Raw genomic sequence first — 24,791 nt, forward strand, 5'->3', positions numbered from 1 at the left:
GTCCCCGGCCTTCTATCGTCGGGCGTTCGATCTTGTCGGGAGGGCGGTGCGGTGCGCGAGCAGGCCTTCCACGCCTTCTTCGAGGCCCATCACGTCACATTGGCCCGCCTGGCGTACCTGCTCACGGGCGACACGACCGCCGCCGATGACCTGGCCGCCGACGCGCTCACCGAGGTGTGGCGGCATTGGGACCGGGTCGCGGCCGCCGACGACCCCGCCGCGTACGCCAAGGGGATCGTCGCGAATCTCGCCAGGAACTGGATCCGCCGCCAGGGACGGGCCCGCCGTGGTCTCGACCTGCTCGGCTTCCCGCGCTCGAGACCCGCGCCGGACGTGCCGGCCGTCCTCGACGTGCGCAGCGCGCTGCGCCGTCTCCCCTACCGCCGGCGCGCCTGCGTGGTGCTGCGGTACGCGTTCGACCTGCCCGAACAGGAGGTGGCCGACATCCTCGGCATCTCCGTCGGCACGGTCAAGAGCCAGACCTCACGCGGCGCCAAGCAGCTCGCCGACCTGCTCGAAGACCTGCGCCTGCCCGACCAGCTCGGTGGATGGGAGGTGGCCCGGTGAACGACGACTTCCTGCGCTCCGAGCTGCGAAACGCGCTGTCCGAGCACACCCCCGACCGCACCGCCATGCTCAACCGCATGGCGGCCAACCGCGCGGCCACCCCGTCCCCGCGAGGCCGCCGCCTGCGCCTGGCCGGCGCCGCGGCCGCCGTGACCACGGTCCTGGGCCTGGGCGGCGTGGCCCAGTGGGCCCTGGCCGGCGAACACGAGCCGGCCCCACCGGCCGCGCCACCACCCGCCACCGCTCCGGCCATCACTTCCCCCACGCCGCGCCCTTCCAAGTCATCGCCGACGCCGACACCCTCGCGCACCTCGTCCCCCTCTACTTCGCCGCCCGCCGCCACGACGACGGAAGTTCGCGGCCACCCCGGCGACACCCAGGTCGAGAAGGGCACCCTCTGGTCCGACGGCTCGGTCGTGGCCGACGGCCGGAGCCGGGTCACTCTGAAGGCCAAAACCGCCTTGACCAGCCTCGACCTGATCCTGCGCATCGAGCCCGCCACCGGCCTCACCACCGGCAAGGTCAACTCCCCCGACCCCCGGGTCAACGCCACGCTGACCCGCGACGGCAACGCCTTGCTCTACCGCTTCACCCTGGCCAAGGGCCAAACCCTTCCCAGCGGCACGTACGTCTTCACGGCCACCTACAAGGGCGACATCACCGACCGGGACGCCGCCCAGGACACCTACGAGGCTTTCGCCGACACCACAGTCGACGACGAGAACAAGCGCCTGCACATCTACGGCAACTACTTCCCCACCGACTAGAGCGTCGTAGCGCGGACGTTGTCGCGGTTGCCGGTCAGGAAGATCGTGGCGCGGCCGTCGCTGACAGAGAGCTCGACGCAGGCGGTGGAGCCGTCCAGCAGCCAGCCGGTCGGGCGGCAGCCCGACCCCCAGCCGCGGGCCTTCAGGTGGCGGGTCAGCTCGGAGCGCAGGTCCGCGGCGGCCTGGCCGGGGCGGCCGGTGATCTCGATGGTGACCTGGCAGGTGCCGGAGCCGCAGTCGGCGTCGCTGTGAGGATGCACGGTGGCCCGCAGGCCGTCCGGGGCGGGCAGCACCGTGTCGGTCGCGGGGAAATACGGTCCGGGGACCGACACCACAAGGAGCGCGCACAAGCTGACCAGCAGCCAGCCGACGACGAGGAACGCCGGCACCGCCGAGCGGGCGCCCACGGCCGGCCTGTCGAACAGCCGGGCGGCGATCAGGGTCAGGCCGCCGAGCACCGGCACGGCCAGCAGGACCTCGAGGCTCGCCCGCGGCACGAGCCACAGGGCCAGGGCGGCCACCGCCACGATCGCCGTCAGGACGGTCGCGACCACCCAGCGGCTCCCGCGCCGGCGCGACATAAGAAGCCAAAGCGCCAGCACCGGAGCCATCACAATGAATACGAGAACCACGCGAAGATCATGCCCGCCGGACGGGCCCGGGCGACCGGCGCACACAATGCCTTCACACAATCCGCCCGACGGCGCCGCACGGGTGGCGCCGCCGGGCGAGTGGCGCCGCCGGGCGAGTGGCGCCGCCGGGCGAGTGGCGGCGCCGCGCTGCCGGTGGTGGTCAGCGGTGCGCCAGCCGGGCGATCGAGGCGCGGCGGCCCCAGGCGACGAAGCCGAACAGGGCGAACAGCACCACAGGCGTGATCGCAACGGCGCCGCCGTGCAGGATGAACACCTGGGTGTAGAAGGCGCCGACCATCAGAAGCATGAGGCCCACCGCGGCCAGGCCGGCCAGGCGGGGCACGAGGAGGCCGAGGCCGCCGGCCAGTTCGACGACACCGATGAAGTAGCGGAACCAGGTGGCGGCGCCCATGTCGTCGAAGGTCTGCACGGCGTTCGCCTCGCCGACCAGCTTGGGCGCGGCCGAGGCGACCACCATGAAGAGCCCGAGAACGATCTGCACGGCCCACAGCGTGCGGCGAAAAGCGAGCGGGGCGGTGGTGGCGGTGATGGTCATGACGTCTCCTTCGTTAGCCGTGAGTTGCATCTGCACCTACTGAGACCAGCGGCGCATACCGAACTCATCGCATTTCCGAAAGAAATATTTGTCGGCCTGTGGAGGGGTGCGTTGAAGGCCCGGAGGGGCGCGGAGGGGCACGGAGGGGCGCGGAGGGGCACGGAGGGGCGCGGAGGGGCACGGAGGGGCGGAGGGCGCGGAGGCGCGGAGGGCGCGGAGGGCGCGGAGGCGCGGAGGGCGCGGAGGCGCGGAGGGCGCGGAGGCGCGGAGGCGCGGAGGGCGCGGAGGCGCGGAGGCGCGGAGGGCGCGGAGGCGCGGAGGGCGCGGAGGCGCGGAGGGCGCGGAGAGGCGCGGGGTCAGGTGTTTGCGGGTGAAGGGCGGGGCGCGTTCCAGGCTGTGGTGAGCAGGGCCGTTACCTGGTCGGACGGGGTGGGGCGGGCGAACAGGTAGCCCTGGCCCCGGTCGCAGCCGAGCTCGCGGAGCAGGTCGGCGTGGTGTGCGGTTTCGACGCCCTCGGCGACCGTGGTCAGGTTCAGGCTGCGGGCCAGGTCGACCACCGCGCGGACCAGCGCCGTCTGGCGCCGGTCGGTGGGGTCGGCCGGCATGAAGGACTTGTCGATCTTCAGGGTGTCGATGGGGAGGTCGCGCAGGTAGGCCAGCGACGAATATCCGGTGCCGAAGTCGTCGATCGCCACCCGGACGCCCTCGGCCCGCAGGGCGTGCAGGTGGGCCAGGGCCTGCGCGCCCGAGCCGATCAGCACGCCCTCGGTGATCTCCAGGGTGAGGGCGGACGGGTGCAGGCCGCTGTCGGCGATGGCGCGGTTGGCCTTCGCCGTGAAGGCGGGGTCGGCGAGCTGGCGCGGGGAGACGTTCACCGTCACCGCTATGCCGTAGCGGCCGTGCCAGACCGCCGCGTCGGCGCAGGCCCGGCGCAGCACACGCTCGCCCAGGTCGATGATGAGGCCGCTGTCCTCGGCGGCCGGGATGAAACGGTCCGGGCCGATCGGCGGCCGGCCCGGTGGCGTCCAGCGCACGAGCGCCTCGACGGCCACGATCAGGCCGCTGCACAGGGCGACGATCGGCTGGTAGTGGACCGTGAACTCGTCGTGTTCGAGTCCGGCGCGGAGGTGCTCCACCATCCGTACACGGTCAATCTGCTCCTGCCGCAAGCGCGGGTCGAAGAGCTCGGCCCGGTCCTTGCCCGCCGCCTTGGCGGCGTAAAGCGCCAGATCGGCGTCGCTGAGCACCTCGGCCACGTCGGCGCCCGGCGCGAGCAACCGGATGCCGGCACTGCCGGTGACGTGCAGGGTGTGCCCGCTGACCGCGAACGGACTGCGCACCGCGGCCAGCACGTCGCCGGCCCGCGCGGTGACCTCGATCGCGTCGGAGGAGGGCAGGAGAAGGGCGAATTCATCTCCGCCCGTACGCGCGAGCATCTCGCCCGGGCGCAACATCGGGCGCAGCCGGCCCGCGATCGCCACCAGCAGCTCGTCGCCCAGCGAGTGGCCGAGGCGGTCGTTGACGTCCTTGAAGCCGTCGAGGTCGAACAGGATCAGCGCGCCCGACGACGCCACTTCGGCCGTGAGCAGGTGCCGGTTCGGCAGATCGGTGAGCGCGTCGTGCAGCACCATGTGCCGCATGGCCGACGCCTGCCGGCGGGCCAGCCGCAGGGTGAGCGTCATCCGGACGACCAGCATCACTGTGATCACCGCCGTGAAGGTGACCGGCACGCCGATGTCCAACACGTCCAGCTCTTCCTCCCGGATGTCGCGGATCAGCGCGTACGCGGTGACGGCCGGCCCGGTCAGCACCAGCGCCAGGTGGACCGCCATCAGCTTCCACGAGCCCGCCTTGGGCTCCGGGATCGCGCGGTGCGAGGCCATCGCCGGATGCAGCGCGGCCGCCGCGATCAGCGCGAACGCCACACCCCACCCGGTGACGCTCAGCTCCGGGCCGCTGACCGTGCCGGCCACCGCGGCCAGGAAGAAACGGATGTCCGAAGCGGCGAACAACGTCGCGGCCGCCACCACCAGCAGGTGCGGACGGGGCAGCCGCTCCTGTAAAGCGAACAGGCGCAGCGCCAGGCCGAGCACGAGCACATCGGCCAGCGGGTAGATCAGCACCTCGGGGCTGGGGGGAACATCCGCGTCGTACACGTACGGGTCGTACAGCAGTACCCAGGCAACGAGCGCGCCCGTGCAGACGATGACGCCGGTCTCGGCCAGCCCGCCCGGGCGCCCGGTCGACGGATCACGCCGGGGCAGCAGGACGAGCCCGCCGAGCGCCAGCAGGAACGTCGCCGGGTGCAGCACGTCGACGAGGTTCCACCGAGGGAAGCCCACCGAGCTCAGCATGCCGAGCCCGGCGCACGCGGCGGCACCCGCGAGGAGTCGCCAGGCCACCGCCCGGTCGGGCTTGTACAGGCGTACACCCCAGATGACGCCCGCGCACGCGCCCAGCGCGACCACGCCGCTGGTGACGCTCCGAACGCTGAACCCGTACAGCTGGGCCGCGCCGAGCATCAACGCGGCGGCGACCAGCAGCCACCACCACGCGTGTTGTCTCACGCCCTCATTTTCGCCACCGATAGACGGCCCGGTCCGGGCTTTCCGGCAACTACTGCAGGGCCGCCAGCAGCTCCGAGCAGGCCTTCTCGCAGGCACGGCAGGCTTGCGCGCAGACCCGGCAGTGCTCGTGCATGCCGGCGTGCCGCTCGCATTCCTCGGCGCAGGCGCGGCAGGCGGCCAGGCACGCCTGGAGGAGCTCGCGGGACGGGTGCTGCCGCGTCAGCACGCGCTCGGTGGCCGCGCAGACGTCGGCGCAGTCGAGGTTCGTTCGGATGCAGGTTCTCAGCTCGGCGACCATGTCCTCGGCCAGGCACGCGTCGGCGCAGGCCGTGCACGTCTGCGCGCAGGCGGCCAGCGCGTCGATCGCCGCGACCAGCAGACCACGGTCAAGAGCGATTTCTCGGGGGTACGCGTCGAGCATCGTTTTCGTGTCCATGACCGCACCGCTTACCCGCGCCGGCCTGCGGTTACCGCTGTCTCGCCTGTCCCCGTAGTCACAGCCGGCACGGCCGAACTCAGGCGAGATCTCACCGTTGTGCGGCCAGGGCCTCCGCGGCGAAATGCAGCAGGTCCTCGACCGACGGCGCCGGGCTCACCGGCAGCGGCTCCGGGTCCTGGCAGCGGTCGAGCAGCAGCTCGACCAGGGCGGCCCGGTTGACGATCTCGTCGGTCGAGATCATGCCGGGCAGGATGCGGATCTCGACGGTGTCGCGGATCGGCTGGTCGGCGAAGAGCTGCGTGAGGTTGACGTCGAAGTATTTCGTCAGCTCGCCCTCGCCGGCCGCCTTGGCCAGATCGTCGAAGTCGGGGACGCCCTCGGCCGCCGCGACCAGCTGAGCGGGCAGCGGGGCCAGCCGGCGGCAGGCCGGGTTGGTCTGCAGCAGCTCCCGCAGCGGCTCGCGCCAGTGCGCGAACAGCCGCACGACGTTGGCCAGGGCGTGTGCCTCATGGAACGGGGCGCCGTCGACGTGCAGGTGGACCGCGGCCTCGTTGGGCACCGTGAAGCCGAGCTCGCGGGCCGGGCCGAGCAGCTCGTCGAGGGCCCGCTCGTGGTCGTGGGCGAGCGGCGGCGTGACGATCTCGCACGGGCGCTCGCGCTCGGCACCCTGTGGGGCGGCCAGCGCGATGGTCGCGCCGTGCTCGTCGTCGAGGCGGACCACGTCGGCGATCGGCTCCGGGGCGCGGCCCCACAGCTCGCCGGCCGCGTCGAGGACCTGCTCGAGCGGGGCGCCGGGATCGGTGTGCCGGGCCAGCAGGCGCAGCAGCCGCGGCTCGTCGCTCAGCACCCGGTACCAGCCGGGCCGGGCCGGCGAGCGCGGGTTGAGCCCGTCGAGCAGGGTGATGTCGTCGACCAGGGTGCACAGCAGCGTGCCGTCGGCCCGCAGCACCTCGAAACCCTGGGTCAGGTGCAGGAAACGCCCCAGACCGGGCACCAGGGACGGCTCGCTGTCGGAGTGCCAGACCGGTCGGACCCGGCCGCCGTGACGGGCGGCCAGGTCGTCGGCGAGCGTGCGCCGGCTGGCGCCTCGCGGCGCCATCAGCTCGATCTCGAAGCCGATGCGCCGGCGCAGCTCCGCGGTCACGGCTGGATCGGCAGCGTCTGACCGGCGAGGATCCGCTTGCCGGCCTCGGCCTTGGCGTCGCCCGTGGAGATCTTCCACAGCTTGCCCAGCTTCACCGCGTCGTCGTAGTCGTAGCCCTTGGCGAAGAAGGCGTTGACGTTCTTGGCCTCCTTGGCCGCCGCCACGTTGGCCGGCGTCGGCGCCACGGGCAGCGTCTCGCCCGCGATCAGCCGCTTGCCGGCCTCGACCTTCGCGTCGGACGGGTCGGCCATCTTCCAGATCTTGGCCAGTTTCTCGGCCTCGTCCCAGGTGTAGCCGGCGTTGAAGAAGGCGTCGAACTGCTTCTGGTTCTTCTCGATCTCCTCGCTCGACGGCCCGGTCACCTCGGGGTCGGGCGAGGGCTTGATCGGCAGGGTCTCGCCGAGCAGCAGGCGCCGGCCGGCCTCGGCCTTGGCGTCGCCCGCGTTGTCGCCCAGCTTCCACAGCTTGGCCAGCTTGAGAGCGTCGTTGTAGCCGTAGCCGGCCTCGAAGTAGGCCTTCCAGTAGTTCTGGAGGTCGGCCTCGCTGGGGGCGCTGCTGGCCGAGGGGGACACGGCCGGCGCGGCGGCCGGGAGCGTGGCGCCGCCCGTGTTGGCCGGGTCGGAGGGCAGGAACGTCGGCAGGTTGAGCACGCCGGCGATCAGGCCGGCGCCGAGCACGGCCCCGCCGGCGGCGTAGGCGCCGCGGCGGCGGCGCTTGTACTTGCCGGCGAGCTCCTCGACGCGGGCGTAGACGGCGGCCGGGTCGGGGGTCTGGTTCGAATATTTCTCGAAGACCACGCGGAGCTGGTCCTCGTGCTGCTCAGTCACGACTTCTCCTCGACGGGGATCCGGTTCGCGTGCTCCGAGAGCCGGAGCGATTTCAATGCCCTCGACGCGTGGCTGCGCACGGTGGCGGGCGTGCAGTCGAGCAGGTCGGCGATGGAGTCGTCGTCCAGCTGCTCGTAGTAGCGCAGCACCAGCACCGCCCGTTGCTTGCGCCCCAGGGTGGCCAGCCTGTTCCACAGCGCGTCGGCCTCGACGACATCCTGGGCATGGTCGTTCGTCATGCTGCGGGCGTCATCGATCTCGACCAGGCGCTCCCCGACGGCGTGCACATGCCGCACCGCCCAGCTGCGCCGCCACGACAGGTACTCGTTGAGCACCATGCGCCGCACGTACGCCTCGGGCGAGTCGGCCTCGCTGATACGCCGCCATCGGACCTGCGCCCGGGCCAGGACCTCCTGAACGACATCCTGTGCGAGATCGTTGTCGCCGGTGAGGACGACCGCGTACCGCATCAGGCTGGGAAGCCGGGCCATCGCGAATTGCTCGAAGGTCACGAACACTAAGACGTCCCCCGGGCCGCTGTTGTGCAGTCGTACACGAAAGAATTTTTTATCTGTCCGGAACGCCGAGGGGCGCCATCACCCGAAGCGCGTTCGCGGCCAGGCCGACCCGCAGCGGCGTGGTGCCGCCGGGCTCGCCGTCGACCTCGACCCGGACCGGCCGGTCGGTCTCGAGCCACAGCTCGTCCACCGCGAGGAAAGGCTCCTCGCGCAGGCTGCGGCGCGGGCCGGTGGCGGCGTTGCGCGCCGTCTCGCGCAACAGCTGGATCTTGGCCGGGCCACCGACGGGGTACGCGATGAGCAGCCGGTCGTCGGCGTTGGCGTCGCCGGTGATCGGGCGACCGGCGTGATGCCCGCCGTTGGCCACGTACACCTGATGACTCACAAAGACATGACTGCGTTCTCCCGTACGCACGGTGATGCGCAACGGGCGGTGACGGGTGAGCAGGCCGAGCGCCGTCAACGGGTAGGCCACCTTGCCCAGCACCCGCTTGAGCAGCGGCGGCGCCTTGAGCATGACCTCGGCCGACAGCCCCACGCCGACGTGGTTGGTGAACGCCTGGTCGCCGGCCAGTCCCAGGTCGAGGTCGATCACCTTGCCCTCGGCCAGGACCGCGATCGCCTCGTCGAGGCCGAGCGGGATCCCCGCCGTACGGGCGAAATTGTTCGTCGTGCCCAGCGGCAGCAGGCCCAGCGCGATGTCGCGGTGGGCCAGCAGCCGGGCCGCCGTGCTGATCGTGCCGTCGCCGCCGCCGGCCACCAGAAGGTCGGGCCCGAGACCGATGGCCTCGGCCAAAATCTCGGGCAGCTCCTGGGGCCGGTCGACCGGATAGGCCTTGAGCAGCGTGAAACCGGCCTCGGCGAGCCGCGCGCGGGCGCCCTCGTAGAGCTGCCGCCCGCGCCGGGAGTGTGCGTTGACGACCAGCACCGCCCGGCGCTCGCCGCGGATGGCCTCGGTCAGCTGCTCTTTCGTACGCATCAGGGCCGACCCTATCGGGTCAGCACCGAGGTCCCCGCTTCCACCGCGTACGAGGCGCTGGTGCTCACCGGCGCGTCGGGCACGTCGATCGTCTCCACGGTGCGCACGTCGGTGTGCCATACGGAACGGTTGACCACGCAGCGCAGGTAGCCGCGCCTTGAGCCGTCGAAGTACCTGACGTGCGGGTTGAGGGTCGGGTTGACCGCCTTGAGCGGCGCGTCGAAGGCGATCGGGAAGTCCGAGCTGATCGAGGTGGCGGTGAACTCGACCGCGACCGGGCGCTGTTCCGGCCGGTCGAAGTCGGTGCGCAGCTCGCTGAACCAGGTCGAGTGGATGTCGCCGGCCAGGATGACCGGGTTGGCGACCTTCGCGTCGGACAGATGCTGGAGGAAGCGGGTGCGCTGCGGCGCGTAGCCGTCCCACTGGTCGAGGTTGGCCACGATCGGCGGCACCGGGGCGCCGGTCGGGTTGGGGAACTTGATCCGGCTCATCATGACCTGCTGGGCGACCACGTTCCAGCGGGCCGGCGAGTGGTCGAGCCCGGCCCGCAGCCAGCGCTCCTGGCTCTCGCCGGTGAGCGAGCCGGTGGCGTTGGCCAGGCCGGCCTCGGCCAGGCCGAAGTCGCCGGGGAAACCGCCGGGCTGGTCGGTGCGGTACTGCCGGGTGTCGAGCACGTTGAGCCGCAGCAGCCGGCCGAAGTCGAAGCGGCGGAAGATGCGCAGGTCGGTGCTGCCCGGCCGCAGGTCGGCCCGGATCGGCATGTGCTCGTAGTAGGCCTGGTAGGCCGCGGCGCGCTGCCGGGCGAACTGGTCGACGGTCTGATGCTTGGCCCCGGTGTCGTCGATCTCGTCGATCAGCCCGGCGTAGTTGTTCTCGGTCTCGTGGTCGTCCCAGGTGACGATCCACGGGAAGGCGGCGTGCGCGGCCTGCAGGGCCGGGTCGCCCTTGTACTGGGCGTGCCGGGCGCGGTAGTCGTCGAGCGTGACCAGCTGGTCGAGCCCGGCCGTCAGCGGCGCGGTGTGCCGCCGGTCGGCGAAGCGGCTGCTCGGGTCGTACTCGTAGATGTAGTCGCCCAGATGGACCACGACGTCGAGGTCCTCGGCGGCCAGGCCGAGATAGGCCGGCCAGTAGCCGTTCTGGAAGTCCTGGCAGTTGACGATGCCGAAGCGCAGATTGTTGCCGCGCCCGGCCGTCTTGGTGCGGCCCACGGGGCTGATCCGGCCGAGGGCGCGGAAGCGGTAGAAATACTCCCGGCCCGCGTCGAGGCCGCGCGCGTCCACGTGCACGGAGTGGGCCAGCTCGGGCCGCGCGACCGTGCGGCCCTGCCGGGCGATGCGGCGGAAGCGCTCGTCGTGGGCGACCTGCCATTCGACCTCGACCTTGCCCTTGAGGCCCTGCCTGATCAGGCGGGTCCAGAGGATGACGGCGTTCGGTAACGGGTCGCCGCTGGCCACGCCGAGCGGGAACAGGTCGGCGGCCCGCGTGGCGTGGGCCGAGACGGGCGGCAGGGCGGCGAGCCCGGCCGCCGCGGCGGCTCCGGACAGGACGTGGCGGCGGGTCAGCATGGCGGCGACTCCTCGACGTCGAGTGAACGCGTCCAATTTCGACCGTCACCCTGTCATGGAGGTCACCCCCCGGCGAAAGCCCGGTGACGCATATATGACCCCTACGCGTTGGCGGCCCGGCGTGCGGTGTACTCGCCGCCGGAGCGGTGCGACGGGTACTGGATGAGGTTGTTGGGGGCGTCCTCCAGGCCGCTCGACCAGCTGCGGCGGCCCTCCAGGGGCTCCTCCTGGTACGTGTCGCGGACCCGGAACTGGCGGCCGTAGTCCATCATCCCGTCGATGAGCCGGTCGACGTCGCGGGCCGGCCGCACCACCAGGCGCATGAACTGGCTGGTCATGCCCAGCTTGTTGCCGCACTCGCGGGTGTAGACGCCGTGGTTGGCCACCAGGTAGTCGCGCAGCGCCACGCCGGACCACTCGGTGGGCAGCTTGACCAGGATGAAGTTGCCCTGCGAGGGGAAGACCGTGATGCCCGGGATGCGGGCCAGCTCGCCGGCCATGGCCCGGCGGTCCCGGCTGAGCAGGCGCAGGCTGTCCTCGTACTCCTCCTCATGATCTTGAATCATGAAGACGACCTTCTCGGCCAGCGAGTTCAGGTTCCACTTGGGCAGCGCCTTGCCGATCTTGCCGGCGATCGACGGGTTGGCCATGAGGTAGCCGAAGCGGATGCCGTGCAGGCCGAAGTTCTTGCCGAGGCTCTTGAGCACCACCGTGTTGGGGCGGATCACCGCGTCCGGGCCGACCGACGGGTACTGCTCCATGTCCGAGAAGTCGATGAACGACTCGTCGATGACCACCAGGTCGAGGTCGCCGAGCATGTCCATGAACCGGATGACGTCGCGGCGCGGCAGGTAGCAGCCGTCCGGGTTGTTCACGTTGCAGACCACCGCCACCTTGGAGCCGCGGTCGCGGATGAAGCGCACGTAGTCGTCGAGGTTGAGCCGGAATCCGTCGCGCTCCTGGAGCGGGAACATGTCGACCCGCTTGCCCGTCTCCAGCGGCTGGTCGGTCCAGCGGCCGAAGGTCGGGATGGGAATGGCCACGCTCTCCTTGATCAGCAGGTGGTCGATCCAGGTGATCAGCTCGGTCGAGCCGTTGGCCATGGCCACCGTCTGCGGATGGAGGCCGAGAACGCTGCACAGCTTCTTGGTGATGCTGGTGGAGTCGCTCGGGTAGTACTTCAGGATGTTCTTCAGGTCGCGGCTGAGCTCGTCGAACATCTCCGGGGTCGGGAAGTACGGGTTGCACGGGATGCAGAAGTCCACGATCTCCACGCCCTCGCCCGCGGTGCGCGCGAGGTCGAAGTAGGACGCGCTGTGCGCGCCCTTGTGCAGGATCGAGGTGTCGATTCCGGTCCCCGCCATGACGACTCCTAGCTCGTGAGAGGTGGCCGCCCCTCAGTACGGGAGAAGACATCGAAGGGTTCAGAAATTCTGTTTTCGCAGGTCAGCGTCTTAGGTAACCCTTAACCGGAGCCTGTGAGCCAGATCACTTCACGGCGATTGCCCTGGTCGGCGCGGGTTCATCCAAGGTCATGTGGGATCCGTCGCGGGAAAGTGTCGGACCCCGGCTTTAGCGTCAGCCCATGACCGAAAGCACGCGCACAGTCACGGCAACCGTGCTGCGCACCCAGGACGAGGTGGAGGCGCGCATCCGTGCCATCTGCTTCAAGACCGGCCCACCCACCCTCATCGGCGCCGAGCTGGAATGGACCCTGCACCACACGGCGGCGCCCTCCGCGCCGCTTCATCCCTCCGACATCCGAGACGCCCTGGGCCGCTACACGCCGGAGACCCTGGGCTCACCGGTTCCACCCGGCCCGCTTCCCGCGGGCGGTGCGGTGACCGTCGAGCCCGGCGGCCAGGTCGAGATCTCCTCCGCCCCCGCGTCCTCTCTTCTCGCGCTGCACGCCGCGGTCAGCACCGACACGGCCTTCCTGACCGAGCTGCTCGCCGAGTCCGGCCTCTCCCTCGGGGAGCACGGCGCCGATCCCTACCGCGAGCCCCGGCGGCTCGTGCGCACCCCGCGCTACGACGCGATGGAGCAGGCCTTCGACATCCGCGGCCCCCACGGGCGGGTCATGATGTGCAGCACGGCCGGGCTCCAGGTCTGCCTCGACCCCGGTGCCGACTCGCTCCGCTGGGCGGCCGTCTCCGCGATCGGGCCGGCCATGGTGGCCGCGTTCGCCAATTCGCGCCGGCACGCCGGCCGCGACACCGGGCTCGCCTCGGCCCGCATGGCGGCCTGGTGGGCCATGGATCCCCGGCTCACTCATCCCGTGCCCGCCTTCGGCGACGATCCGGCCGGCGACTGGGCCCGTTATGCCCTCGAGGCGCCGCTGACCTGTGTGCGCCGCGACGGCGACTGCTGGGACGCGCCCCGCGGCCTGACCCTGCGCGACTGGGTCCGCGGCGCGCTGCCGTGGCAGCCGACCGACGACGACGTCGACTATCACCTCAGCCTGCTGTTCCCGCCCGTGCGGCCACGCGGCTACCTCGAGGTGCGCTACCTCGACGCGCAGCCCGGCGGCGACTGGATCGTGCCGGTCGCCGTCATTACCGCGCTCATGGACGACCCGGGCGACACCCTCGACCTGGCGGCGCCCACCGCCGGCCGCTGGGTCGAGGCGGCCCGCCTCGGCGTCGCCGACCCCGCCCTGCGGCGCACCGCCGCCACCCTGCTCGACCGGGCCTGCCGCCGCCTCGGCGGCTCGGGCCTCGACCCGCGTGTCGTCGAGTCCGCTTCGCGGCTCCAGGAGGCTTTGACATGACCATCGAGACCGAACGGCTGCGCGACCGCGTGGCCGCCGACATGATCCGTGCCCGCGAGCGCACCACACTGCTGACCGGGGCCGTCGACGACGGCGACCTGATCCGCCAGCATTCCCCGCTGATGTCGCCGCTGGTCTGGGACCTGGCCCACGTCGGCAGCCAGGAGGAGCTGTGGCTGGTGCGCGACGTCGGCGGCCGCGAGCCGGTGCGCCCCGACATCGACGAGCTGTACGACGCGTTCAAGCACACCCGCGCCGACCGTCCCGCCCTGCCGCTGCTGAGCCCGGCCGAGGCCCGGCGCTACGTGGCCCAGGTGCGCGACAAGGCGCTCGACGTGCTCGACGCGGCCCGCCTGGAGGGCCGCCGGCTCACCGTCGACGGCTTCGCCTTCGGCATGATCGTGCAGCACGAGCAGCAGCACGACGAGACCATGCTCGCCACCCACCAGCTGCGCGTGGGCTCGCCGGTGCTGACCGCTCCCCCGCCGCCTGCCGTCTCCTCGCCGATCGCGGGTGAGGTGTTCGTGCCGGGCGGGCCGTTCGACATGGGCACCGACACCGAGGCGTGGGCGCTGGACAACGAGCGGCCGGCCCACCGGGTCGACGTCCCGGCCTACTACATCGACCGGGCGGCGGTGACGAACGGGCACTATGCGGCGTTCATCGCGGCCGGCGGCTACGACGACCCGCGCTGGTGGAGCCCGGCCGGGTGGGACCACCGCCAGGCGGCCGGGCTGACCGCTCCCCGGCACTGGCAGCGCGACGGCGACGGCTGGCTGGCCACGTCGTTCGGCCGGACGGCGCCGATCGTGGCCGATGAGCCGGTCGTGCACGTCTGCTACTACGAGGCCGAGGCGTTCGCCGCGTGGGCCGGCAAGCGGCTGCCGACCGAGGCCGAGTGGGAAAAGGCGGCCCGTCACGACCCGGCCACCGGCCGCTCCCGGCGCTACCCGTGGGGCGACGACACACCGGAGAGCCATCACGCCAACCTCGGCCAGCAGCATCTGCGGCCGGCCGCGGCCGGCGCGTTCCCCGGCGGCGCGTCGCCGCTCGGCGTCCACCAGCTCATCGGCGACGTGTGGGAGTGGACGTCGACCGACTTCGCGGGCTACCCGGGCTTCGGCCCGTTCCCGTACAGGGAGTATTCGGAGGTCTTCTTCGGCCCCGACTACAAGGTGCTGCGAGGCGGCTCGTTCGGCACCGACCGCGCGGCCATCCGGGGCACGTTCCGCAACTGGGACTACCCCATCCGCCGCCAGATCTTCAGCGGCTTCCGCCTGGCGCGGGACGCCTCCTCCGAATCCGCAGGGGACGCCTGATGTGCCGACATCTGGCCTACACCGGGCCGGCGATCCCGCCGGCCCGGCTCCTCTTCGACCCGCCACACTCGCTGTCCCGCCAGTCGTGGGCCCCGCGCGACATGAGAGGCGGCGGCACGATAAACGCCGACGGCTTCGGCCTCGGCTGGTTCCCCAGCGCGGGTGCCGGCGGGGACGCGGGTGCCGGCGCGGGCTCGGGTGCCGGCGCCGGCTCGGGTGCGGGTGTGGGCTCGGGTGCCGGCGCCGGCTCGGGTGCGGGTGTGGGCTCGGGTGCCGGCGCGGGCTCGGGTGCGGGTGTGGGCTCGGGTGCCGGCGCGGGCTCGGGTGCGGGTGCGGTGCCGATTCGGTATCGGCGGGCCACGCCGATCTGGAGCGACACCACACTTCCCGCGCTGGCGGCTTCGCTGGCGGTGAGCGGGATGCTGGCGGCCGTGCGCAGCGCGACCGAGGGCATGCCGGTGGTGGAGACCGCGGCGGCGCCCTTCGGCGGCGTGGACGGACCGTGGCTTTTCAGCCACAACGGCAAGGTGACCGGGTGGCCCGACTCGGTGGCCAAGCTCGCCGCCACCCTGCCGACCGTCGACCTGCTCACCCTGGAAGCGCCGACCGACTCGGCGCTGCTCTGGGCGCTGGTGCGTGAGCGGCTGCGCTCCTCGTCCCCGGCCGAGGCCGTCTCGTCCGTCGTGGCCGACGTCGAGGCGGTCGCGCCCGGGTCCCGGCTCAACCTTCTGCTCACCGACGGCACGACGATCGTGGCCACCACGGTCGGTCATTCCCTTTCCGTCCGGCTCGGCGCCGGCGTGACGGTCAGCTCCGAACCGCTCGACGACTCGCCGGAATGGCAGCCCGTCCCCGACCGTTCCCTGCTCGTCGCCACCGCGAACGACCTCGCCCGCACGCCCCTGGGAGCGCCATGACCACCACCGACGTCTACCTCGACGACGCCTACATCGAGCGCTCGCTGCGCGCCGACGTGGTCGCCGGTCTCACCGCCGACCCCAAGTGGCTGCCGCCGAAGTGGTTCTACGACGCCCGCGGCAGCGAGCTCTTCGAGCTGATCACCGAGCTGCCCGAGTACTACCCGTACCGGGCCGAACGGTCGATCCTGTCCGCCCGTGCCGGCTCGTTGCCGCCCGTGCGCACCTTGATCGAGCTCGGCTCCGGATATTCGACCAAGACCCGGCTGCTGCTCGACGCGCTCGGCACGCTCGAGACGTACGTGGCCATGGACATCTCGGCGTCGGCGCTGGCCGCCGCCGCCACGCAGATCGAGGCCGGCCATCCGGCGCTGCGGGTGCACAACGTCGTCGGCGACTTCGGCCGCCACCTCGGCCATCTGCCGGACGGGCCCGACCGCATGGTCGTCTTCCTCGGCGGCACGATCGGCAACCTCGAGCCGGCCGAGCGGGCCAAGTTCCTGGCCGCCATCCGCGAGGTCCTGCACCCGGGCGAGCATCTGCTGCTCGGCACCGACCTGGTGAAGAGCCCGCGCGTGCTGGTGCCGGCCTACGACGACGCGCGGGGTGTCACGGCCGACTTCAACCGCAACGTCCTCCGCGTGATCAACGGCTCGCTCGGGGCCGACTTCGACGTCGACGGCTTCTCCCATCAGGCGCTGTGGGACGACCGCAACGAGTGGATCGAGATGCGCCTGCGGGCCCGCTGGCCCATGCGGGTCACCATCCCCGCCGTCGACCTCGTGTTCGAGCTCGGCACCGGCGAGGAGATCCGCACCGAGATCTCGGCGAAGTTCCGCCGCGAGGGCGCCGAGAAGGAGCTGGCCGAGGCCGGCTTCAGCCTCGACCAGTGGTGGACCGACCCCGAGGGCCGCTTCGGCTTGTCACTGGCCTCAGCGGTCTGAGGCGAGGTGGGCCTTCGCGTCGTCGTATCCGGCTTCGGCGGGCGCGTCCCCCACCCCGTACACCAAATGAAGAACGCCCGTCTCGAAAGCCTTCGAGGATCGGAGGGTGAGCGGCAGACGCCGCTCGCCCTCCGGGAAGAGACGTTTCCCTTGCCGTACGGCGAGGGGATGCACCAGCAGATGCAGTTCGTCCAGCAGGCCCGCCTCGATCAGCTGCACCACGATCGACGGCGAGCCGCTGATGCCGATCGGGCCGCCGGGCTCGTTCTTCAGCGCGGTCACCCCTTCGACGAGGCCGCCGCGCAGCTGCTCCGAGTTACGCCAGCTGAAGCTGAGCTCCCGGTGGGAAACGACGACCTTGCGGCAGTCGCCGAAGTGCTTGGCGAAGGCCGCGTCGTCCCCACCGGCCAGCTCACGGTCGGGCCACGCGCCGGCGAAGCTGTCGTAGGTCTTCCGCCCGATCAGCAGCGTGTCCGTCGTGCCCTCACCGACGACGGCTTCGACGGCCACGCCCATCTCGTCGTTGAAGTACGGGAAATGCCACTGGTCGGGCGCCTCGACGACGCCGTCGAGGGAGATGAACAGGGTCGCTTTGATCGTTCGCATGCCCTACAGACCGGGCGGCTCGACGGAACTCATCGGTTGAAGCGGAAGACCGCCACCGACTCGGTCTGGGCCCGGCCCCCGACGAGCAGTTTGCCGCCGGGCTGGACCATCAGCGTGGTGCCGAGCTCGAAGCCGCCGCCGAAGTCGGTGGTGTCCGACCACAGCAGCCGGCCGTCCGCGGCGAACTCGGCGAGAAGGACGTCTTCGTTCAGCTCCCCGGTGACCATGATGCGGCCGCCGGCGCCGACGACCGGCGAGTTGAGCGCGCCGAAGGCGGTGGTCACGAGGCCGTCGCGGTCGAAGCTGCGGTCGGGGCGGCCGTTCGGCAGGAAACGCAGCAGGGCCGTACGCCGGGTGTCGTCCTTCTGCGTCCACCCGGTCACCAGGATGCGCCCGTCGGCGGTGACGGTCGGCTTGCCACCACCGTCGATACCCTGCGGCCCGGTGATGTCGCGGGTCACCCGGCCGCCGTTGCCGAAGGAGGTGTCGAGGGTGCCGTTCGGCGTGAACCGGGCCACCATGATGTCGCTGGTCATCTCGGGCAGGGTGCTCCACCACATGGTCGAGCCGCTCACCACGATGCGGCCGTCCGGGGTGACGGCCAGGCCGTTCACCTGGTCGACGTCGCGCTCGCCGACGTCGGCCCGCACCACCCCGCCGACGCCGAACGTGGCGTCGGGCGTGCCGTCCGGCAGCAGCCGGGTGAGCACGGGCGGGGCGCTGCCGTCCTCGGTGGCCGCGTCGACCGCGACGAGCAGCTTGCCGCCGGCCAGCGGCGCCAGCCCGGTCACCCGGGCGCTGACCACGCCGTCCCCCAGGTCGGGGCGGATCGTGCTCAGCACGGTGCCGTCGGCGGCGTACGTCACCAGCAGGGGAAGCTCACGGGCCTCGGGACTGGTGGAGCCACCCACGACGATACGTCCGTCCGCCAGCAGGGTGAGCGTCGTCGGATAGTCCCAGTAGCCGCTGGACTCGACGTCGGTGCTGACTCGCCCCCAGAGACCGAAGGACTGGTCGGGAAAGCCGTCGGGCGTGAGGCGCATCAGGTTGAAGTCGAAGTTACCGGGCGACATCGCGATGATCTTCCCGTCGGGCTGCACCGCCAGGGCGGCGATCCCGTCCCCCCACCCGAAGTCGTCGAGGGCCACACCGGTCACGGCGAACGAGGTGTCGAGACTCGGCGTGCGGCTCGCGGCATGTGCCCCGGCCGGCGCGATCAGCGCCCCGGCCACGACGGCGGCCAGCAGAATTCGTGTACGCATGGCGACCACCTTCCTCATTCACGGTCCACGCTGGACGGTGTCGGGCCAGTCTCGGGGCGCCGGTGTGAGGTCCGTGCCAACAGTTCACGATGCGTCAATCGGTGCAAGACGTCAGCCGTGCCGCCAGGTCAGCGCCGGAGGCGCACTCCTCGGCCCCGGCCACCAGGTCGGCCGGGGCCCAGCCGGCCAGCGGGGCCGGTGTGCCGTTGCCCCAGAAGTCCCAGCCGTCGAAGAAGAGGTGTTCGCGCAGGTAGGGACCTGTTGGATCAGCCCGGGCCACGCCGCCGTCGCGGCTCCAGCAGCCGGACCAGCCGGCGGTGACGGCGGCGCCGGCCGGCCGCACGCAGACCCACAACCGGTGACCGGTCAGGACGACCGCGACGAACGGGTGCTCGCCGTCGAAGGCCAACTTCAGTGGGACCATCCCGGCAGGCTACGTCGCGAAACTCGATGTCGGTGATGATGCGGGTTGCGGTATGAAGCAGCAATGGACGAAGAAGTTCTGCCGGGTGGCAACACTGTCGGGGCGGCGCGGATCGGCGAGGTCGTCCACAAGCGGGCGTCGCCGTGGACGGAGACCGTGCACGCGCTGCTGCGCCATCTGGAGAGCGCCGGCTTCGACGGGGCGCCGCGGGCGGTCGGCTTCGACGCCGAGGGGCGCGAGATGGTGAGCTATCTGCCCGGTGAGGTGATCGGCGGGCGGGTGCCGTGGCCGGCGTGGGCGTTCACCGAGGCGACCCTGAGCCAGGTGGGGCGCTGGCTGCGCCGCCTGCATGATGTGACGGCCCGCTTCGAGCCGCCCGACGGCGCGCGCTGGTTCGCGGGTGGCGAGATGCGGCCGGGCATGGTCGTCGGGCATCAGGACGCGGCGCCGTACAACGCTGTGATGGACGGCGACCGGCTGGCGGGCTTCTTCGACTGGGACACGGCGGGGCCGTCGACGCGCGAGTTCGATCTGGCCTTCTCCGCGCTGTCGTGGGTGCCGCTCTACCCGCGGGCCGCGGCCGCTCATCTCGGCTTCCCGGACGGCGACCGTTCGCGCCGCCTGCGGCTGCTGCTCGACGCGTACGGCTATGAGGGCGACCGCCTCGCCTTCGGCGCCGTCGTCGTCGAGCGGGCCCGCCGGCAGGCCTCGGTCATGCGCCGGATGGCCGACGCCGGCGATCCCGCGGCGATCGCGCTCCTGCCGGTCGCGGCCAACCTCGAACAGTCGGCCGCGGAGGCCGAGGCCCTGCCGGACGAGTTCTGGACCTAGTCGCGGAAGGTCTGTGCCGCTTTCTCCAGGCGGTCGTGGTAGCCGGGCCACCACTCGCGCTCGGCCGGCGGGAGGTTGGAGAGGTTGGCGCGGACGCCCACCTCGCCGTCGATGAGCTCGCGGACGATGTCGGCGTGGCCGGCGTGGCGGTGGATCTCGGCGGTCACGTGGACCAGGATCTGGTGGAGGGTCACCGGCTCGTCGCCCCACCACGCCACCGTGCCGGCGCCGTCGGCCGGCAGGGCGGCGATGGTCTCGTCGGCGTGCGCCCACACCCGGCGGTAGAGGGCGATGATGTCGTCGCGGGACTCGGCCGGGGTCGCCCACATGTCGGCGTTCCACTCGGCGTCGTCGTCCATCCACGGCATCGGCTCGGGAAACGGGCGGCCGAAGGTCTCGCCGAAATAGGCGGCCTCCACGCCGGCCATGTGCTTGACCAGGCCGAGCAGGTTGGTGCCGGTCGGCACCAGGGGCCGGCGGGCGTCGTACTCGGAAACGCCGTCGATCTTCCACAGCAGCGCCTCGCGGGCCTGCTGCAGATAGCGGTGCAGCGTCGCGATCATCGGATCCATGGTCGTCAGGATGCCAGGCGCCGCGAGTTCGTGACGGCCATGGTCCGGACCTCGGCCGGGGTGAAGCCGGCCTCGAGCAGACGGTCGGCGAACAGGGCGAGACCGTCCTCGACCGGCGGGTTGAAGGGCTGGCCGAGGTCGCTCGACAGCACGGAGTGCTCGACGCCGACCGTCCGGATGTTCGCGAAAAGATCTTCCCAGGAGACCTTTCCGGTGTACGGGGTGGTGAAGCACCGCTCGAGCAGCGCGCCCATGGCGGCCAGTTCCCGCTGCGATGCGACGGGCAGACGCTGGGAGGTGAACTCCGGGTGGGTGACGACGATCCGCCGTACGCCCTCGGACCGCGCCGCCGCCACGACCGCGACGATCTCGCCGGCCGCGAGGTGGCCGGTGGCCAGGACCATGTCGTGCCGGGCGATCACCCGCAGCACCTGGCGCACCGAGTCGAGCACGGTGCCGTCCGGCGACACCACCTCGACGATGTCGGGGACGATGCCCCGCGCGTGCAGGTCGGCCTGCAGCGCGCCCCACATCGCGGGCTTGGCCCCGGGCAGGTCGCCGGCGGTGCTGGTGCGCTGGTTGCGGGAGTCGACGGTGGGCATCCAGACGATCCGCGCGCCGAGGCGGCCGGCGATCTCGACGGCGGCCGGGTTCATGCCGCCCATCGAGCCGTTCAGGGTGATCGCGCCGAGGGCGTCGACGCCGGGCACGGCGGCGCGGACGACCGAAGCACGCTCGGCGGTTGTCACATAGTGCGATTTGAGGACGAAGCCCGCGAGGCCCACCGAGGCGCAGCGGCGGGCCAGGGTGAGGTCGTCGATGCGCCGCTCCATGACGTCGGGGGCGACGTGCACATGCGTGTCGTATGCCCCATGAACGATCTCTCGGGCCGTTGCTGACGGATCGGGCATAAGACCCCCATGGATATCGTCGACAATCGCGTCTACGATCTCACTTCGATAGATCCAGATCTATAGCGGGGTGCGCGACATGATCAGACGGATCGCGATGACAGCGCTGGCCGCCTTGGTGATCACTACCGGCGGATGCGGCGACGACTCCAGTGGCGGCGAGGCGAACGACAAGGTCACCTACGTGACCGCGTTCGGGGCGGTCGGCCGCGACGCCTTCATCTGGGTGGCCAAGGAGAAGGGCTACCTGGCCGACGCCGGCATCGACGTGGAGATCCAGAAGGGCGCCGGCAACGTCCAGAACCTCACGATAATCAAATCCGGTCAAGCGCAGTTCGGCGCGCTCGACTTCACCGGGGCCGAGATCCAGGCCGGGCTCGGCAAGTTCACCGACTGGCGGGCCGTGGCCGCGGTGCACCAGCAGACCCTCGTCTCGATCATGACCACCGCCGACACCGGGATCACGAAGCCCACGGATCTCGCCGGCCGCACGATCGCCACGGCCACCGGCAGCGTCAGTGAGCTGCTCTTCCCCGCGTACGCCAAGCTCGCCGGTCTTGATCCGAAATCCGTGAAGATCCAGGGCGCGCAGACGACCGCGCTGAACAGCCTGATGGCCCAGCGCAAGGTCGACGCGCTCAGCACGTTCCTGCTCAGCCAGAAGGCCCTGGAGACGGCGTCGAAGAAGCCGGTGGTCGTGCTGCCGTACAGCCAATATCTGACCGACCTGTTCGGCAACGCGGTGATCGTCAAGGCGGACCTGATCGGCAGCAACCGTGACCTGGTCGACCGCTTCGTCGGCGCGGCGATGAAGGGCCTTCAGTACACGATCGACCATCCTCAGGAGGCGGCCGACATCCTGCACAAGGCCGAGCCGACGGCCACCACGGCGGCCGCGATCGGCGAGATCGAAGCCATGAAGCCGTACGTGCCGGCGCCCGGCGGCGGCGCACTCGGCTCGTTCGACCCGAAGCGCGTCGAAGCGGGCATCACCGAACTGACCAGGAACGGGCTCATGCCGGCCGGGCTGACCGCGGACAAGGTCGTCGACGCGAGCTTCATCAAGTGAAAGGTCTGCTCGGCGCCGCCATCGCGATCGCGCTGTGGTGGGGCGCGACGATCGTCTTCGACATCGACCCGTTCTACGTGCCGTCACCGGGCGACGTCGTGGAGACCTTCTGGAGTACGCCGGGATTCCTGCTCGGCGAGACCTGGGTGACGGCGGGCCGCGTGCTGATCGGGTTCGGGATCGCCGTGGCCGGCGGGCTCGCCGTCGCGGTGGCGCTGGCGGCGTCGCGCACCGTCGAGCAGATGACCATGCCCGTGCTGGCCGCCGTCAACGCCGTACCCAAAGTAGCCCTGGCTCCTCTGCTGTTGGTCTGGATGGGCTTCGGCAACACCCCGAAGATCGTGATGGTGGTGCTGGTGAGCTTCTTCCCGATCGTGGTGGCGACCATGTCGGGGCTCAGCTCCACCCCGGCCGAGCTGCGAAAACTCGCCCGGGTGCTGCGCTCGTCGTGGTGGCAGACCTTCGTGAAGGTGCGGCTGCCGTGGGCGCTGCCGCAGATCTTCGTGGGGCTCAAGGTGGCCACCCCGCTCGCGATCATCGGGGCGGTGATCGGCGAGGTGGTCAGCCCCGACCGCGGCCTCGGCTCGGTCATCACGGGATCGGGCGCGTCGGCCGACACGCCGATGGCGTTCGCCGCTCTGGTGCTGCTGGCGCTGGCCGGGGTGGTGCTGTTCTACCTGGTGGCGGCCGTGGAACGGGTCGTGATCCCGTGGAGCGCGGCCGTATGATCACCGTCGACGGCGCCGCCCGCTCGTTCGGCACGCTCGAGGCGCTCGCGGACGTCACCCTCACCGTCTCCGACGGCGAATTCGTCACGCTGATCGGGCGCTCGGGCTGCGGCAAATCGACACTGCTGAACATGATCGCCGGCCTGCTCCCGCCGACCCGCGGCACGATCACCATCGACGGCACACCGGTGACGTCGCCGCGCCGGGACGTGGCCATGGTGTTCCAGCAACCCGCATTGTTGCCGTGGCGGTCGGTCGAGGCGAATGTGCTGTTGCCGGCCGAGATCTTCGGGTGGAATGCGGCCGCCGAGGCGGCTCAACTACTCGAGATGACGGGGCTGGCGGAATTCCGGAAAAGGCGGCCGCACGAGCTGTCCGGTGGCATGCAGCAGAGGGTGGCCCTGTGCCGCGCGCTCATTCAGAAGCCGAAAGTGCTGCTGATGGACGAGCCGTTCTCGGCGCTGGACGCGCTGACCCGCGAAGAACTGGCCGTCGAATTGCAGCGCATCCACCTCGACCTGGGCACGACGATCGTGTTCGTGACCCATTCGATCCAGGAGGCGGTGCTGCTCGCCGACCGGGTGGCCGTGCTCAGCGAACGGCCGGGCCGGATCCGCGAGATCGTGAAAATCGACATCCCCCGGCCGCGGACGTTCGGTTACAACGCCCATCTGGAAGCGGTCGCGTCGGCGTCGGCGCGGTTGCATTCCCTGCTGCATTAGTTGCGGGTCCAATTCCAATTCCGCACGTGTACTTCATGGGAGGGCGCGGTGGTGGCATGGGCGCCCGGGAAAACGGAGATGGCTTCGGCTTGCAGGCGCGCGGCCACGCCCGTACCCCAGCCGGTCTTCGGTGTCGTGGAATAGGGAACCGGCAGCTTCCTGCCGTCCAGCACGAGTTGAACGGTCTTCTTGGCTGGCGTCACCGTGTAATTGACGGTGTGCCAGGCGGTGTCGGGCTTCTTGACGCCGGCGGCGACCCAGGCGTCACCCGTCCACACCGACAGCTGGCCGAAAGTGGTCAGCCACGGGTTGAGCTCCCACTGGAACGCGGTGCCGTGATCCAGGTGGCCGTCCCAGACGAAGAGGCCGCCCTCGACGGTCTGCGCGGTCCCGTTGACCGCGGGCACGGGCAGCCGGAAGGCGTAACCCCCGCGGTGGGTCACCCTCATCAGTCCGCTTCCGGTCACTTTTTTGTACGCGATGACGTGCGCCATGATCCCGCGACGGTTGACGTTGGCCCGCAGCCGCGAATAGCCACCGACATGCTCGACGGCGATGTCGCTGGCGGTGACGGGCGCCTGCCCCTTGGCCGCGTAGAGCCCGTCGCCGAGCGCGGCCGTCCAGCCCTTCAGGTCCTTGGCCGCTTGCGCTTGCGCCTTCGCCGGTTCGGCCAGGCCGGCGGTGGCCGCGGCGCTGACGCCGAGCAGCCCGAGGAACCCGCGGCGGGTGGTTTTGTGGTCACGCACGTCCCGAAGAATCGGCAGCACTGCGCGATTCAGCACCGAACTGGTTCTTTCGACGAGCCCCCATCCTCCGAACCGCCGATTCAGCCGATCACCCAGGCGCGAAGACTTGCCCGATGCGCCGCACACCGCGCCACTCCGACCGCGAGTGGCCGGGCCAGCCCAGGCCCCGGCTGTGGGACCGCCTGACCCCGTGGCAGCACGCCCTGGTCATAGTGACAATCCTGCTGCTCCTCTCGGCGGGTTGCATGGCCGCCCTGGGCGACTGACCCACCCCACCCACTCGCCACACTCACCGCGCCACACTCACCGCGCCGCGCCCCTACTCCGCACTCGCCGCTCCGCGCTCTCCGCGCCGCGCCTTCTACTCCGCACTCACCACGCCACGCTCTCCGCGCCGCGCCCTCTACTC

At 71.2% G+C, this 24,791-nt stretch carries 27 protein-coding genes; 11 read left to right on the forward strand and 16 right to left on the reverse strand.

All coding sequences use genetic code 11. The features are described 5' to 3' along the window. Positions 1-51 precede the first annotated feature (51 nt). Both CRP55_RS41845 and CRP55_RS41850 read left to right on the forward strand, forming a co-directional pair. Positions 52-567 carry a SigE family RNA polymerase sigma factor gene (locus CRP55_RS41845; RefSeq protein WP_097327559.1) on the forward strand — a complete coding sequence of 172 codons (516 nt, stop codon included), beginning with the start codon at positions 52-54 and terminating at the stop codon, positions 565-567. Next, positions 564-1,334 (forward strand): hypothetical protein, encoded by a 771-nt coding sequence (locus tag CRP55_RS41850; protein ID WP_097327560.1) that lies wholly within the window; start codon positions 564-566, stop codon positions 1,332-1,334. The genes CRP55_RS41845 and CRP55_RS41850 overlap by 4 nt, the downstream gene beginning before the upstream one ends. On the opposite strand, the gene CRP55_RS41855 is transcribed toward CRP55_RS41850, so the two are convergent. The 10 genes from CRP55_RS41855 to CRP55_RS41900 form a co-directional block, all read right to left on the reverse strand. After that, a complete protein-coding gene (locus CRP55_RS41855) occupies positions 1,331-1,888 on the reverse strand; it encodes a hypothetical protein (RefSeq protein WP_143235307.1) in 558 nt (185 codons plus the stop codon). The genes CRP55_RS41850 and CRP55_RS41855 overlap by 4 nt on opposite strands. Before the next feature lie 238 nt (positions 1,889-2,126). Then, positions 2,127-2,522 (reverse strand): DoxX family protein, encoded by a 396-nt coding sequence (locus tag CRP55_RS41860; protein WP_097327562.1) that lies wholly within the window; start codon positions 2,520-2,522, stop codon positions 2,127-2,129. A gap of 356 nt (positions 2,523-2,878) precedes the next feature. Next, entirely contained in the window at positions 2,879-5,089 is a 2,211-nt protein-coding gene (locus CRP55_RS41865; RefSeq protein ID WP_097327563.1) for a putative bifunctional diguanylate cyclase/phosphodiesterase, read from the reverse strand. 49 nt (positions 5,090-5,138) lie between these two features. Then, on the reverse strand, positions 5,139-5,525 hold the full coding sequence (locus CRP55_RS41870; RefSeq protein ID WP_097327564.1) for a four-helix bundle copper-binding protein: 387 nt from the start codon (positions 5,523-5,525) through the stop codon (positions 5,139-5,141). Between the two features lie 91 nt (positions 5,526-5,616). Beyond that, positions 5,617-6,672 (reverse strand): amidoligase family protein, encoded by a 1,056-nt coding sequence (locus CRP55_RS41875; RefSeq protein ID WP_097327565.1) that lies wholly within the window; start codon positions 6,670-6,672, stop codon positions 5,617-5,619. Further along, positions 6,669-7,499, reverse strand: a complete 831-nt coding sequence (locus tag CRP55_RS41880) for a hypothetical protein (RefSeq protein ID WP_097327566.1) — start codon at positions 7,497-7,499, stop codon at positions 6,669-6,671. The genes CRP55_RS41875 and CRP55_RS41880 overlap by 4 nt, the downstream gene beginning before the upstream one ends. Next, the gene (locus CRP55_RS41885; RefSeq protein ID WP_245923704.1) at positions 7,496-8,011 is read right to left on the reverse strand and encodes a SigE family RNA polymerase sigma factor; all 516 of its coding nucleotides are present in this window, start codon (positions 8,009-8,011) and stop codon (positions 7,496-7,498) included. Before CRP55_RS41885 ends, CRP55_RS41880 begins: the two co-directional genes overlap by 4 nt. A gap of 55 nt (positions 8,012-8,066) precedes the next feature. Then, positions 8,067-8,996 (reverse strand): diacylglycerol/lipid kinase family protein, encoded by a 930-nt coding sequence (locus CRP55_RS41890; RefSeq protein WP_097327567.1) that lies wholly within the window; start codon positions 8,994-8,996, stop codon positions 8,067-8,069. 11 nt (positions 8,997-9,007) lie between these two features. After that, positions 9,008-10,561 carry an alkaline phosphatase D family protein gene (locus CRP55_RS41895; RefSeq protein ID WP_097327568.1) on the reverse strand — a complete coding sequence of 518 codons (1,554 nt, stop codon included), beginning with the start codon at positions 10,559-10,561 and terminating at the stop codon, positions 9,008-9,010. Between the two features lie 101 nt (positions 10,562-10,662). Beyond that, positions 10,663-11,925 carry a pyridoxal phosphate-dependent aminotransferase gene (locus CRP55_RS41900; protein WP_097327569.1) on the reverse strand — a complete coding sequence of 421 codons (1,263 nt, stop codon included), beginning with the start codon at positions 11,923-11,925 and terminating at the stop codon, positions 10,663-10,665. 221 nt (positions 11,926-12,146) lie between these two features. Here CRP55_RS41900 and egtA point away from each other — a divergent pair, with 221 nt between their 5' ends. Genes egtA through egtD form a run of 4 tightly spaced genes read left to right on the forward strand, consistent with a single transcriptional unit; the run spans position 12,147 to position 16,511 of the window. Then, a complete protein-coding gene (egtA, locus tag CRP55_RS41905; protein ID WP_097327570.1) occupies positions 12,147-13,331 on the forward strand; it encodes an ergothioneine biosynthesis glutamate--cysteine ligase EgtA in 1,185 nt (394 codons plus the stop codon). Beyond that, the gene (gene egtB / locus CRP55_RS41910; RefSeq protein ID WP_097327571.1) at positions 13,328-14,650 is read left to right on the forward strand and encodes an ergothioneine biosynthesis protein EgtB; all 1,323 of its coding nucleotides are present in this window, start codon (positions 13,328-13,330) and stop codon (positions 14,648-14,650) included. The genes egtA and egtB overlap by 4 nt, the downstream gene beginning before the upstream one ends. After that, positions 14,650-15,567 (forward strand): class II glutamine amidotransferase domain-containing protein, encoded by a 918-nt coding sequence (locus CRP55_RS41915; RefSeq protein WP_245923705.1) that lies wholly within the window; start codon positions 14,650-14,652, stop codon positions 15,565-15,567. The genes egtB and CRP55_RS41915 overlap by 1 nt, the downstream gene beginning before the upstream one ends. Further along, positions 15,564-16,511 carry an L-histidine N(alpha)-methyltransferase gene (gene egtD, locus CRP55_RS41920; RefSeq protein WP_097327572.1) on the forward strand — a complete coding sequence of 316 codons (948 nt, stop codon included), beginning with the start codon at positions 15,564-15,566 and terminating at the stop codon, positions 16,509-16,511. Before CRP55_RS41915 ends, egtD begins: the two co-directional genes overlap by 4 nt. On the opposite strand, the gene CRP55_RS41925 is transcribed toward egtD, so the two are convergent. The 3 genes from CRP55_RS41925 to CRP55_RS41935 all read right to left on the reverse strand — a co-directional run bounded on the left by CRP55_RS41925 (position 16,500) and on the right by CRP55_RS41935 (position 18,803). Further along, positions 16,500-17,117 carry a dihydrofolate reductase family protein gene (locus tag CRP55_RS41925; RefSeq protein WP_097327573.1) on the reverse strand — a complete coding sequence of 206 codons (618 nt, stop codon included), beginning with the start codon at positions 17,115-17,117 and terminating at the stop codon, positions 16,500-16,502. The two genes, egtD and CRP55_RS41925, sit on opposite strands and share 12 nt — an antisense overlap. A gap of 29 nt (positions 17,118-17,146) precedes the next feature. Beyond that, positions 17,147-18,379: a hypothetical protein gene (locus CRP55_RS41930; protein ID WP_179855570.1), complete on the reverse strand. Its 1,233-nt coding sequence runs from the start codon at positions 18,377-18,379 to the stop codon at positions 17,147-17,149. 94 nt (positions 18,380-18,473) lie between these two features. Next, positions 18,474-18,803 carry a hypothetical protein gene (locus tag CRP55_RS41935; RefSeq protein ID WP_097327575.1) on the reverse strand — a complete coding sequence of 110 codons (330 nt, stop codon included), beginning with the start codon at positions 18,801-18,803 and terminating at the stop codon, positions 18,474-18,476. A 63-nt stretch (positions 18,804-18,866) separates the two neighbouring features. On the opposite strand from CRP55_RS41935, the gene CRP55_RS41940 reads away from it, so the two are divergent. Further along, entirely contained in the window at positions 18,867-19,634 is a 768-nt protein-coding gene (locus tag CRP55_RS41940; protein WP_097327576.1) for a phosphotransferase, read from the forward strand. Here the strand turns inward: CRP55_RS41940 and CRP55_RS41945 are convergent. Both CRP55_RS41945 and CRP55_RS41950 read right to left on the reverse strand, forming a co-directional pair. Beyond that, positions 19,631-20,206, reverse strand: coding sequence for a DinB family protein (locus tag CRP55_RS41945; protein ID WP_097327577.1), 576 nt, complete (start codon positions 20,204-20,206; stop codon positions 19,631-19,633). The genes CRP55_RS41940 and CRP55_RS41945 overlap by 4 nt on opposite strands. A gap of 5 nt (positions 20,207-20,211) precedes the next feature. Next, on the reverse strand, positions 20,212-21,117 hold the full coding sequence (locus tag CRP55_RS41950; protein ID WP_097327578.1) for a DUF6282 family protein: 906 nt from the start codon (positions 21,115-21,117) through the stop codon (positions 20,212-20,214). Between the two features lie 79 nt (positions 21,118-21,196). On the opposite strand from CRP55_RS41950, the gene CRP55_RS41955 reads away from it, so the two are divergent. From CRP55_RS41955 to CRP55_RS41965, 3 genes are read left to right on the forward strand one after another with little or no spacing between them, the layout of a single operon-like run. Further along, positions 21,197-22,186 carry an ABC transporter substrate-binding protein gene (locus tag CRP55_RS41955; protein ID WP_218854886.1) on the forward strand — a complete coding sequence of 330 codons (990 nt, stop codon included), beginning with the start codon at positions 21,197-21,199 and terminating at the stop codon, positions 22,184-22,186. Next, positions 22,183-22,914, forward strand: a complete 732-nt coding sequence (locus CRP55_RS41960) for an ABC transporter permease (RefSeq protein ID WP_097327579.1) — start codon at positions 22,183-22,185, stop codon at positions 22,912-22,914. Before CRP55_RS41955 ends, CRP55_RS41960 begins: the two co-directional genes overlap by 4 nt. Beyond that, positions 22,911-23,636 (forward strand): ABC transporter ATP-binding protein, encoded by a 726-nt coding sequence (locus tag CRP55_RS41965; RefSeq protein WP_097327580.1) that lies wholly within the window; start codon positions 22,911-22,913, stop codon positions 23,634-23,636. The genes CRP55_RS41960 and CRP55_RS41965 overlap by 4 nt, the downstream gene beginning before the upstream one ends. On the opposite strand, the gene CRP55_RS41970 is transcribed toward CRP55_RS41965, so the two are convergent. Next, positions 23,633-24,508: a hypothetical protein gene (locus tag CRP55_RS41970; RefSeq protein ID WP_143235309.1), complete on the reverse strand. Its 876-nt coding sequence runs from the start codon at positions 24,506-24,508 to the stop codon at positions 23,633-23,635. The two genes, CRP55_RS41965 and CRP55_RS41970, sit on opposite strands and share 4 nt — an antisense overlap. Between CRP55_RS41970 and CRP55_RS53620 the strand changes: the two genes are divergently transcribed. Beyond that, positions 24,496-24,648 (forward strand): hypothetical protein, encoded by a 153-nt coding sequence (locus CRP55_RS53620; RefSeq protein WP_179855571.1) that lies wholly within the window; start codon positions 24,496-24,498, stop codon positions 24,646-24,648. The two genes, CRP55_RS41970 and CRP55_RS53620, sit on opposite strands and share 13 nt — an antisense overlap. The last annotated feature ends 143 nt before the right edge of the window (positions 24,649-24,791 follow it).

Origin of the sequence: Paractinoplanes atraurantiacus, from assembly GCF_900215205.1 — a bacterium.
In the GTDB taxonomy this organism is placed as follows: Bacteria; Actinomycetota; Actinomycetes; order Mycobacteriales; family Micromonosporaceae; genus Actinoplanes; species Actinoplanes atraurantiacus.

What these genes read in the sequence shown, in the direction of transcription:
- CRP55_RS41860 (WP_097327562.1), bottom strand. Translation starts at nt 2,522, where the DNA reads ATGACCATCACCGCCACCACCGCCCCGCTCGCTTTTCGCCGCACGCTG.
- CRP55_RS41870 (WP_097327564.1), bottom strand. Translation starts at nt 5,525, where the DNA reads ATGGACACGAAAACGATGCTCGACGCGTACCCCCGAGAAATCGCTCTT.
- CRP55_RS41890 (WP_097327567.1), bottom strand. Translation starts at nt 8,996, where the DNA reads ATGCGTACGAAAGAGCAGCTGACCGAGGCCATCCGCGGCGAGCGCCGG.
- CRP55_RS41895 (WP_097327568.1), bottom strand. Translation starts at nt 10,561, where the DNA reads ATGCTGACCCGCCGCCACGTCCTGTCCGGAGCCGCCGCGGCGGCCGGG.
- CRP55_RS41900 (WP_097327569.1), bottom strand. Translation starts at nt 11,925, where the DNA reads ATGGCGGGGACCGGAATCGACACCTCGATCCTGCACAAGGGCGCGCAC.
- egtA (WP_097327570.1), top strand. Translation starts at nt 12,147, where the DNA reads ATGACCGAAAGCACGCGCACAGTCACGGCAACCGTGCTGCGCACCCAG.
- egtB (WP_097327571.1), top strand. Translation starts at nt 13,328, where the DNA reads ATGACCATCGAGACCGAACGGCTGCGCGACCGCGTGGCCGCCGACATG.
- CRP55_RS41915 (WP_245923705.1), top strand. Translation starts at nt 14,650, where the DNA reads ATGTGCCGACATCTGGCCTACACCGGGCCGGCGATCCCGCCGGCCCGG.
- egtD (WP_097327572.1), top strand. Translation starts at nt 15,564, where the DNA reads ATGACCACCACCGACGTCTACCTCGACGACGCCTACATCGAGCGCTCG.
- CRP55_RS41925 (WP_097327573.1), bottom strand. Translation starts at nt 17,117, where the DNA reads ATGCGAACGATCAAAGCGACCCTGTTCATCTCCCTCGACGGCGTCGTC.
- CRP55_RS41930 (WP_179855570.1), bottom strand. Translation starts at nt 18,379, where the DNA reads ATGCGTACACGAATTCTGCTGGCCGCCGTCGTGGCCGGGGCGCTGATC.
- CRP55_RS41935 (WP_097327575.1), bottom strand. Translation starts at nt 18,803, where the DNA reads ATGGTCCCACTGAAGTTGGCCTTCGACGGCGAGCACCCGTTCGTCGCG.
- CRP55_RS41940 (WP_097327576.1), top strand. Translation starts at nt 18,867, where the DNA reads ATGGACGAAGAAGTTCTGCCGGGTGGCAACACTGTCGGGGCGGCGCGG.
- CRP55_RS41945 (WP_097327577.1), bottom strand. Translation starts at nt 20,206, where the DNA reads ATGGATCCGATGATCGCGACGCTGCACCGCTATCTGCAGCAGGCCCGC.
- CRP55_RS41950 (WP_097327578.1), bottom strand. Translation starts at nt 21,117, where the DNA reads ATGCCCGATCCGTCAGCAACGGCCCGAGAGATCGTTCATGGGGCATAC.
- CRP55_RS41955 (WP_218854886.1), top strand. Translation starts at nt 21,197, where the DNA reads ATGATCAGACGGATCGCGATGACAGCGCTGGCCGCCTTGGTGATCACT.
- CRP55_RS41965 (WP_097327580.1), top strand. Translation starts at nt 22,911, where the DNA reads ATGATCACCGTCGACGGCGCCGCCCGCTCGTTCGGCACGCTCGAGGCG.
- CRP55_RS53620 (WP_179855571.1), top strand. Translation starts at nt 24,496, where the DNA reads ATGCGCCGCACACCGCGCCACTCCGACCGCGAGTGGCCGGGCCAGCCC.